8 protein-coding genes and 1 pseudogene are annotated in these 9,214 nt (G+C 74.5%); 7 read left to right on the plus strand and 2 right to left on the minus strand.

The window, feature by feature from the left end:
• Positions 1 to 383: 383 nt before the first annotated feature.
• The 5 genes and pseudogenes from DZF91_RS43080 to DZF91_RS05060 all read left to right on the plus strand — a co-directional run.
• Positions 384 to 530 (plus strand): annotated as a pseudogene (locus tag DZF91_RS43080) (hypothetical protein); the annotation flags it as partial.
• 142 nt (positions 531 to 672) lie between these two features.
• Positions 673 to 1,017: a hypothetical protein gene (locus tag DZF91_RS42600; protein WP_407920882.1), complete on the plus strand. Its 345-nt coding sequence runs from the start codon at positions 673 to 675 to the stop codon at positions 1,015 to 1,017.
• 127 nt (positions 1,018 to 1,144) lie between these two features.
• Positions 1,145 to 2,074, plus strand: coding sequence for a leucine-rich repeat domain-containing protein (locus DZF91_RS05050; protein WP_117356330.1), 930 nt, complete (start codon positions 1,145 to 1,147; stop codon positions 2,072 to 2,074).
• Between the two features lie 239 nt (positions 2,075 to 2,313).
• Positions 2,314 to 4,386: an alpha-galactosidase gene (locus tag DZF91_RS05055; RefSeq protein ID WP_117356331.1), complete on the plus strand. Its 2,073-nt coding sequence runs from the start codon at positions 2,314 to 2,316 to the stop codon at positions 4,384 to 4,386.
• Entirely contained in the window at positions 4,383 to 5,645 is a 1,263-nt protein-coding gene (locus DZF91_RS05060; RefSeq protein WP_199486421.1) for an MFS transporter, read from the plus strand. The genes DZF91_RS05055 and DZF91_RS05060 overlap by 4 nt, the downstream gene beginning before the upstream one ends.
• Positions 5,646 to 5,703: 58 nt before the next feature.
• Here the strand turns inward: DZF91_RS05060 and DZF91_RS05065 are convergent, their stop codons facing one another.
• Positions 5,704 to 6,342, minus strand: coding sequence for a TetR/AcrR family transcriptional regulator (locus DZF91_RS05065; protein ID WP_235834093.1), 639 nt, complete (start codon positions 6,340 to 6,342; stop codon positions 5,704 to 5,706).
• Between the two features lie 60 nt (positions 6,343 to 6,402).
• Here DZF91_RS05065 and DZF91_RS05070 point away from each other — a divergent pair, with 60 nt between their 5' ends.
• Positions 6,403 to 7,755 (plus strand): GH1 family beta-glucosidase, encoded by a 1,353-nt coding sequence (locus tag DZF91_RS05070; protein ID WP_117356332.1) that lies wholly within the window; start codon positions 6,403 to 6,405, stop codon positions 7,753 to 7,755.
• 12 nt (positions 7,756 to 7,767) lie between these two features.
• On the opposite strand, the gene DZF91_RS05075 is transcribed toward DZF91_RS05070, so the two are convergent.
• Positions 7,768 to 8,562 (minus strand): SDR family oxidoreductase, encoded by a 795-nt coding sequence (locus DZF91_RS05075; protein ID WP_117356333.1) that lies wholly within the window; start codon positions 8,560 to 8,562, stop codon positions 7,768 to 7,770.
• Between the two features lie 208 nt (positions 8,563 to 8,770).
• Between DZF91_RS05075 and DZF91_RS05080 the strand changes: the two genes are divergently transcribed.
• A partial coding sequence (locus DZF91_RS05080; protein WP_199486422.1) for a hypothetical protein occupies positions 8,771 to 9,214 on the plus strand: 444 nt, incomplete at its 3' end.

A 9,214-nucleotide genomic window follows, 5' to 3' on the forward strand; every position in this document is an offset into this window, starting at 1 on the left:
GCCGCGCCCGCGAGGGCGAGCGCGCACGCCGCGAGGGCGGCGCGGAGGCGGGAGCGGCCCGCGGGCGGGGAGCCGGCGGTGGGAGCACCTGACATGACGACCTCCGGGGGGAGAGATCCTGCCGGGGACCGGGCGGCCCCGGCAGTCGTCACCTTCCCACCGCGCGACAAAGCATGGCACTCTGGCACACTCCGGACTCCAGACCGTTCGGCGAACGCCGCGTGAACACCCGCAGCCCGCTCCCCGCTTCGTCCCGGCCCCTCGGGCTCGCTCCCCTGGGGCCGCCGCCGGAGCCCTCCTGGCCGCGGCGCCCGCGGTTCTAGCATGGGCGTGGACTCGGACTCGGCGTGGGCGCGGGTTCTGGACGTGGGCGGGAGTCGGGCATGAGCGGACGGACGATCGCGGTCCTGCGGGGTTCGGACGACCGGCACCTGCTGCCCGCCGCGCGCGTCCTGCTGGACGCCGGGCTGCGGGTGGAACTGCAGCTCCCCACGCCCGGCGCGCTCGCCGCGATCGAGGCGCTGGACGGCGCGGACGGCGGCGTCGGCGCGGGCCGCGTGGCCACCCGCTCCGAGGCGGCCGACGCCCTGGCCGCCGGGGCGTCCTTCCTGGTCACGCCCCCTGGCCGCCGGGGCGTCCTTCCTGGTCACGCCCGCCCTCGCACCGGACGTCATCGGCTACGCCAACGACCGCGGGGTGCCGGTCTACGCGGGCGCGCTCACCCCGACCGAGGTGTGGGACGCCCACCGCGCTGGGGCGACGTTCATCAAGGTGGTCCCGGCGGGCAGCGTCGGACCGGGCTACATCGCCGCGCTGCGCCGTCCGTTCCCCGAGCCGTCCTATGTCGCGGTCGGCGGCATCCCCCTCGGCCGGGCCCGCGAGTACCTGGACGCGGGCGCCGTCGCCGTCGGCGCGGGAGCGCGGCTGGTCGGGGACGCGCTGGCCACCGGCGACATGGACGGACTCCGGGAGCGCGCCCTCGCCTGGGCCGCCCTCTGCCCGCCCGTCCACCCCTGAGCCGCCCCGGCACGACGACCGCTGTGCCGAACCGGATGATCTTCCGGACGCGGCGCCGGGCGGGTGACTACGATCGCCCGGGACGTCACTCGAACGCCTGTTCAGCACGAGGAAGCGAGGAGCGGCCGTGTCCTTCCAGGAGCCCGCCAAGGAGTTCCACGGACTGCCCGTGGTGCGGTTCTCCCCCGACCGCCGCCCGGACGCCGCCGCGGAGGAGGCCGCCTGGCTGCTGGAGGCCGACTTCGTCGGCTCGCCGTCGCTCGGCGAGGTCATCGAAGCGTTCCTGGCGAGCGTGGACGGGACCCGCGTGACCGCCCTGCTCCTCGGACACATCGAGTACGAGGGACCGGACGGCGCCGACACGCTGGCGGATGTCGCGGACCGGCTCCCCGCCCTGCGCGCCCTGTCACTCGGCCACGAGCAGGACTTCTGCGGGATGGAGGCGACCGGCGACTTCACGCCCGTCCTCCAGCGCCTCCCGCGCCTCGAGCGGCTGGACGTGCGGGGCAGGTACGACCTGGACCTCCGGCCCGTCCGGCACGAGGCGCTGAGGACCCTCCGGGTGGAGTCGTGCAACCTGCCGCCCGAGGTCATGCGCGCGATCGCCGACAGCGACCTGCCCGCGCTGGAACGCCTCGACGTCTGGCTCGGCGTGGACGGCGGCGACATCGAGGCGGCGGACGAGAGCGACCTGGGCGCCGTCCTGACCGGTGAGCGGCTGCCGTCCCTGCGCGCGCTCGCCCTGGAGAACAGCGGGGTGCAGGACGAGATCGCCGAGCGGATCGCGACGGCCCCCGTGGTGACGAGGCTGCGACGGCTGAGCCTGGCCCGGGGGACCTTCAGCGACCGCGGGGCCGAGGCGCTGCTCACGGGTCAGCCGCTCACCCACCTGGAGCACCTGGACCTCCACCACCACTACCTGTCGGACGACATGGAGGAGCGCCTCCTGTCCGCCCTGCCGACCACCGAGGTCGACCTCGGCGGCGGCCGGGGGCCCTGGTACGGCCCCTTCGACGAGGAGGTCTTCAACTTCGTGGAAGACGGCCGCGACTTCTGACCGCCACCTCCACCGGGAACCGTCCGGCCGCGTCCACGGCCGCTCAAGCGGCGTCCTTCTCGGCGCCGCCTCACCTCCCGGCTTCTCTGTCTCCCCTTCGCCGCCGATGTTGGCGGCGAAGGGGTTGGCGGCGTGGGCTCGCTCGCCTAGCATGAGCCTCGAACATGAGCATTGCTCATATTTGGTGGGTGTCGTTCCGTGCGCTCGCCCGCCGCCGCCACCCCCCGGACGGAGCAAGCGTGATCTCCCATCTCCCCGAAGCCCGACTATGGCTGCTGAGCACGCCCGGGACGTCCTACGCCCTCCGGCTGAACGCCGCCGACGCGCCGCAGCACGTCCACTGGGGGCGGCGGCTGACGTTGGAGCAGGCCGCCGCGATCGCCGCCGACCTGCCCGCCTCGGGGCCGGCCCCGGACGACCCGTCCGGCGAGGTGGTCGGCGAGGAGTTCGCCGTCGAGGGCGGGCTGCGGTTCGGCACGCCGTCGCTGACGGTCCGGTTCCCGGACGGCGTCCGGGGGTTCGACTGGTCGGCCGTCTCGCAGGAGGTCCGGGGCGGCCACCTCGTCCTGGGCTTCACCGACAGGGCCCGGTCGCTCGACCTCGAACTGCACTACCGGGTCAGGGACGGCCACGACCAGATCGAGCGGTGGGCCGTCCTCACCGCGGGCGAACCGGTCCAAGTGCTGCGGCTGGACTCCGCCGCGTGGACGGTGCCCGTCCGCCGCGACCACCGCGTCAGCCACGTCGTGGGCGAGTGGGGCCGGGAGTTCCAGCTCCGCCGCGAGCCGGTCCCGGTCGGCGAGACGGTCCTCACCAGCCGCCTCGGCATCACCGGGCCGAACGAGGGCCCGTGGCTGATGGTGGACGCGGGCGACGCCACCGAGGAGCACGGCGAGGTCTGGAGCACCGCGCTCGCGTGGAGCGGCAGCCGCCGGATCACGCTGCGCCGCGACCAGCTCGACCGGACGTCGTGGACCGGCGGGTTCGGCCACGAGGGCCTGGTCTGGAACCTCGCCGCGGGCGAGTCCCTGGAGACGCCGGTGTTCACCGGCCTGTACGCCCCGGACGGCTTCGGCGGCACCAGCCGCCGGTGGCACTCCTACGTCGAGCGCGAGGTCCTTCCGCCGCGTCCCGCCGAACGGCCGCTGGTCTACAACTCGTGGGAGGCCACCGAGTTCGACATCTCCGAGGGGCAGCAGGCCGAGCTGGCCGAACTCGCGGCGGGCCTGGGCGTCGAGGTGTTCGTGGTGGACGACGCCTGGTTCAGCACCCGCACCGGCGACCACTCCGGCCTCGGGGACTGGTGGCCCAACCCGGACCGCTTCCCCAAGGGCCTGCGTCCGTTCGCCGACCGCGTCCGCGCCCTGGGCATGGGGTTCGGCCTCTGGGTGGAGCCGGAGGCGGTCAACCCCGACAGCGAGCTGTACCGGGCCCACCCGGACTGGATCCTGCACCAGGACGGCCGTCCGCGCACCCAGAGCCGCAACCAGTGCGTGCTCGACTTCTCCCGCCGGGACGTCCGCGAGTGGGCGGTGGAGTGGCTGGTCCGCACGGTCACCGACCTGGACGTCGCGTTCCTCAAGTGGGACATGAACCGGCCGTTCACCGAGGCCGGGCAGCCCGGCTCCGCCGACCCCGACCGGGTCTGGATCGAGCACACCCGGGGCGTGTACGAGGTGGTCGACCGGCTGCGCGCCGCCCGGCCGGACCTGTACGTGGAGACCTGCGCGGGCGGCGGCGGCCGGGCCGACCTCGGCATCCTCGCCCGCACCGACCAGGTGTGGACCTCCGACAACACCGACGCCGCCGACCGGGTCGCGATCCAGCACGGCTTCTCGCAGCTCCTCCCCGCCCGGACGATGGGCGCGTGGGTGACCGACAACCCCAACGCCCTCACGGCCCGGCCGACCCCGCTGCGCTACCGCTTCCACGTCTCGATGGCCGGCGCGATGGGCATCGGCGGGGACCTGCGGACGTGGAGCGACGACGACCTCGCCTGGTCCCGGATGCTGGTCGAGCAGTACAAGCGGATCCGCCCGGTCGTGCACGGCGGCGCCCTGTACCGCCTCGGCGGCGACGCCGTGCAGTACCTCACCGACGACGAGGTCGTCGTGTTCCAGTTCCGCCCCTCGGCGCTGGTCCGCTCCACCGCCCGCACGCGCCTGGCGGGGCTGGACCCGCAGGCCCGGTACCGGGACGAGGCCACCGGGACCGTCCACGAGGGCGCCGTCCTGATGAGCCACGGCCTCCCGCCGCTGCCGCCGTTCGACTGGACGAGCGAGCTCGTCCACCTCACACGGGTCCCGCGGTGACCGTCGCTCCCCCGCGCCCCGACGCGCTCGACGAGCCGACCCGCGGCGTCTCCCGCGGCTGGGTCGCCATGTTCGTCCTGGCCAACTTCGGGGTCTTCATTCCGCAGCAGGCGCCGACGACCTTCCTGATGCCGCAGCAGATCGCCGAGATCGACCCGGGCGGGAAGGTCGGCGCCTACGCCTGGGTCAGCGTGATGGGCGCCGTCTCCGGCATCGTCCTGGCGCCGCTGGCCGGCGCGCTCTGCGACCGCACCTCCGGCCGGTTCGGCCGCCGCCGCCCCTGGATGGTCGGCGGCGCGCTCGGCTGCGTCGGCGCGCTGCTGTTCAGCGGCGCGCAGCACACCGTCGCCGGGGTCGCCTTCGGCTCGTTCCTGCTGTCGGTGAGCATCATGGTGATGGGCGCGGGCCTGAACGCGGTGGTGCCCGACCAGGTCCCGCCCGCGCAGCGCGGCGTCGTGCTGGGATGGGCGATGGTCCCGCTGGCGGGCGCGCTGATCCTCGGCGGCGCGCTGATCGGGCTCGTCAGCGGGTTCGCGGCCGGGTACCTGGTGATGGCGGCGTTCCCCCTGACCGTTCTGCTGTTCGGGTTCTGGGTGAGGGACACGCCGCTGCCCGTGGGCGGTCGCGAGCCGTTCTCGCCGCGGGTCTTCCTGCGCGGCTACCGGATCAGCCCGAAGGACGACCCCGACTTCGTCTGGGCGCTGGTCTCCCGGTTCGTCATGTCGCTCGGCTATGGGCTCGGCACCCTCTACCTGCCCTACTTCCTGGACGACGTCCTGCACTACGAGCGGTTGTTCCCGGGCCGGTCGGCCGAGGACGGGCTGCTCATCGTGATCGGCGTCAACGCGGTCTCCACCGTCGCCATGGTCGTCCTCGGCGGGTGGCTGTCGGACAGGCTCGGCAGGCGCCGCCTGCCCGCGTTCCTCGGCGGGGTCACGATGGGCGTCGCGGCCGTCCCGCTGGCCCTGTCCCCGACCTGGACGATGACGCTGGTGTCGGCCGTCATCCTCGGCCTGGGCTACGGGGTGTACCTGGCGGTGGACACCGCCCTGGTCACCGAGGTCCTCCCCGCCTCGGCGAACCGGAGCAAGGACCTGGCGCTGGGCAACCTGATGGGCTCGCTGCCCTACGTCCTGGTCCCCCCGATCGCCTCGTTCCTGATCGGCTCGCTGGGAGGCTACCCGGCGCTGTTCCTGGGCTCCACCGCGATGTCGGTGGGCGGCGCGGCGCTGGTGTGGAAGGTCAAGGGTGTCCGCTGAGCCGTGCCGGCGGGCGCTGGCGGCCGTCACCCCGTCCGGCCGTCACCCCGTCCCGCCGTCACCCTGTCCGCGGTGCCCCGATCCGATCGCTGAGGTAGCTGGTGAGGACGCGTTTGCACTCGGCGATGAGCTGCGGATCGCCCCGCGGGTCGGTCCGGAAGGCCAGGTTCAGGACGCCGTCCGCGCATTCGAGCGCGACGCGGAGCGCGATCTCCAGCTCCTGGTCGTCCGGGACGCCGACCAGGTCCGCGAGCAGTTCGCGGAGGCGTCCGGCGACGGCGGTGTTGTTGTCCAGTGCCGGGTCGAGGGCGTGGTCCTGGCCGGCGGCGCCGAAGTCGACCACGCCGAAGCCGGTGACCGTCCGGCGCATCGCGACGAACTCCTCGACCGCCGCGTCCACGGCGCCCCGGACGTCCCCGGGCCGCTCGCGCTCCAGCCGGGCCGCGACGCGGCCGAGGAAGAGCTCCAGGTTGCGGGCGGCGAGCGCGCCCAGCAGCCCCTCCTTGTCGGAGAAGAACTGGTACAGCGTGCCGATGGGCACCCCGGCGCGGCGGGCCACCTCCTTGGTGGTCAGCGCGACCAGGCCGGCGTCCTCCAGCACCTCGGCGCAGGCGTCCAGCAGCCGCTCGAAGCGCTCGACGCTGCGTCTCTGGACGGGCCGGCGGCGCTGGGCCCCGGCGGTGCGCTCCCGGTTCACGCGCCCATCATCCCATCGATCCCGACAACGCGATCTGCACTCATGTCTTGGAGGACGAGCATGACCCTGAACCATCTGCCCGCGGACTTCGTCTGGGGCGCCTCGACGGCGGCCTACCAGATCGAGGGCGCCACCAAGGAGGACGGGCGCGGCCCCTCGGTGTGGGACACCTTCACCGCCCGCCCCGGCACGGTCCGCGACGGGCACACCGGTGACGTGGCCTGCGACCACTACCACCGGTACGAGGAGGACCTCGGCCTGATGGCCGAGGCCGGGCTCACCGGCTACCGCTTCTCCATCGCCTGGTCCCGCGTCCTGCCGACCGGCCGAGGCGAGGTCAACCCCAAGGGCCTCGACTTCTACGACCGCCTGGTGGACGGCCTGCTCGAACGCGGCGTCGAGCCGTTCCCCACCCTGTTCCACTGGGACCTGCCCCAGGGCCTGGAGGACGACGGCGGATGGCTGAACCGCGACACCGCGTACCGCTTCGCCGAGTACACCGCCGTCGTGGCCGCCAGGCTGGGCGACCGCGTGCGGAACTGGATCACGCTGAACGAGCCGTTCATCCACATGGCCTGGGGCTACGGGCTGGGGACGCACGCGCCCGGCCGCGCCCTGCTGTTCGACTGCCTTCCCGTGGCGCACCACCAGCTGCTGGGGCACGGGCTCGCGCTGCGGGAACTGCGCTCGCTCGGCCTCCGGGTGATGATGGCGAACAACTGCACGCCGGTGCGGCCCGCCTCGCCGTCCGCCGCCGACCGGGCCGCCGCCGAGGCGTACGACATCCTGCACAACCGCCTGTTCGCCGACCCGATCTTCACCGGCGCCTACCCCGACCTGTCCGCCTACGGCGCGGACGCCACCCTCGGCGGCTCGGTCCGGGACGGCGACCTGGACCTGATCTCCGCGCCCCTGGACGCCCTCGGCGTCAACTACTACAACCCGACCCGCATCCAGGCGCCCGCCGCCGGGGGCCTGCCCTTCGAGGAGGCCCCGATCGAGGGCGTCCGCCACACCGCGTTCGGCTGGCCCGTCGTCCCCGACGGCCTGCGCGAACTCCTCGTCCTGCTGAAGGAGCGCTACCCCGCGCTCCCGCCGGTGCACATCACCGAGAACGGCTGCTCGGTGGACGACGTCGTCACCGCGGACGGCACCGTCCCCGACACCGACCGCATCGACTACCTGGACGGCCACCTGCGGGCCGTCGACGCCGCCGTGGCGCAGGGCGTGGACGTGCGCGGGTACTTCACCTGGACGCTGATGGACAACTTCGAGTGGGCCGAGGGCTTCCACCAGCGCTTCGGCCTCGTCCACGTCGACCACGAGACCCAGGTGCGCACCCCGAAGGCGTCCTTCGCCTGGTACCGCGACCTCATCAGGGAGCACCGGGCGAACGCCGAGCGCCGCACCTGACGACGGGCCCGGTCACGGCGCCTCGCCCCGCAGCGCCCGCGCGCCGAAGAGGGGTTCGAACAGCGGCCGGTAGTCGGGGCCCCGCCGCAGGTGGTGGCCGCCGTCCACGTCGAGGATCTGGCCGGTGATCCAGGACGACTCGGGCCCGGCCAGGAACCGCGCGGCCTCCGCGACGTCCTCGGGCTCGCCGACGCGGGAGACCGGCATGCAGGCGAGGTAGTCGTCCAGCACCGGTCCCCCGTCGGCGACGCCCGCGACCAGCTCGGTGCGGACGATCCCGGGCCGGATGCCGTTCACCCGCACGCCCACGCCGCCCAGCTCGTCCGCCGCGACCCGGACGAGCTGGTCGACGGCCGCCTTGGACGGCCCGTACGCGCCGAACCACCGGTGCGTGGTGGCCGCCGCGAGGGAGGAGATCGCGACGAACGCGCCGCCGCCCGTCCGCGCCATCCGGCGGGCGGCGTGCTTGAGCACCAGCATCGTCCCGGTCGCGTTGAGCTCCAGCGTGCTCCGCCAGGCGTCCGCGTCGAGTTCCTGGACCGGGCCGATCGACGTCGAGCCGCCCGCGCTGTGCACCACGGCCCGGAGCGGCGCGCGCCCGGCGGCCCGTTCGACCGCGTGCGCGACCTGCTCCTCGTCGGTGACGTCCGCGACGACGTGGGGGAACCCGGTCGCCTTCAGCCTCGCCTCGGTGCGTCCGCAGACCGTGACGAGGGCGCCGTCCGCGGCGAGCCTGCGCGCGCAGGCCAGCCCGATCCCGCTGCCGCCGCCGGTGACCAGCGCGGACGTACCCTCCAGCGAACCCATGGCGTCCTCCCCGAGCGCGACGGCACTCCAGGCTAGCCTCCCAAGCAAGCAATTGGTACCGGCCAGCGGCCGTGCGGACGGCGGGCGGCGGGCATCGCGGGCGGCGGCCGGCGGACGTAGGGTGCGGATCGTGCGGTGGCCATGGCGACGGGGTTCCACCGCGCCCCGTCACACCCCTCCCCTGGACGCGCGGGACCTGCTTCCCGCCGTGGCGCTCGTCCTCGTGCAGGCGTTCGTCTGGACGCTCCCCGCGGTGTCGGCCGTCCTCGCACGGGTCCTCGATCCCGGCTTTCCCGGCGTCCCGGACGGGCTCGGGCGAGGCGTGCTCGCGGCCGTGAGCACGGGTGTCGCCGCCGGTGCGCTCGCCGCGCGCCGGATCGCGCCGGGGTGGGCGTTCGGCGGGGCGCTCGCGGCGGGGCTCATGGCCCTCTGCACCGGCGGGGCCGCGATGGTGTGGCCGTTCGTCCTGGTGGTCGCGCTGTTCTCGCTGGCCGTTCACCGCACCGCCGGGGTCGCCGCCGCCGGAGCCGCCACGACCGCCCTGACGGCCGCCGAGCTCACGGCCGTCGCGGGAGCCCCCCTTCGGACCGCGACGGGGGCGGGACTGCTGGCGGCGGGCGGCACGGCCGTCGTCTGGGTCCTCGGGAGAGCG

The organism is Actinomadura logoneensis (assembly GCF_003428695.1).
Classification (GTDB): domain Bacteria; phylum Actinomycetota; class Actinomycetes; order Streptosporangiales; family Streptosporangiaceae; genus Spirillospora; species Spirillospora logoneensis.

Excerpts from the sequence above, each read along its gene's own strand:
- DZF91_RS05070 (WP_117356332.1), top strand. The coding sequence starts at position 6,403 with ATGACCCTGAACCATCTGCCCGCGGACTTCGTCTGGGGCGCCTCGACG.
- DZF91_RS05075 (WP_117356333.1), bottom strand. The coding sequence starts at position 8,562 with ATGGGTTCGCTGGAGGGTACGTCCGCGCTGGTCACCGGCGGCGGCAGC.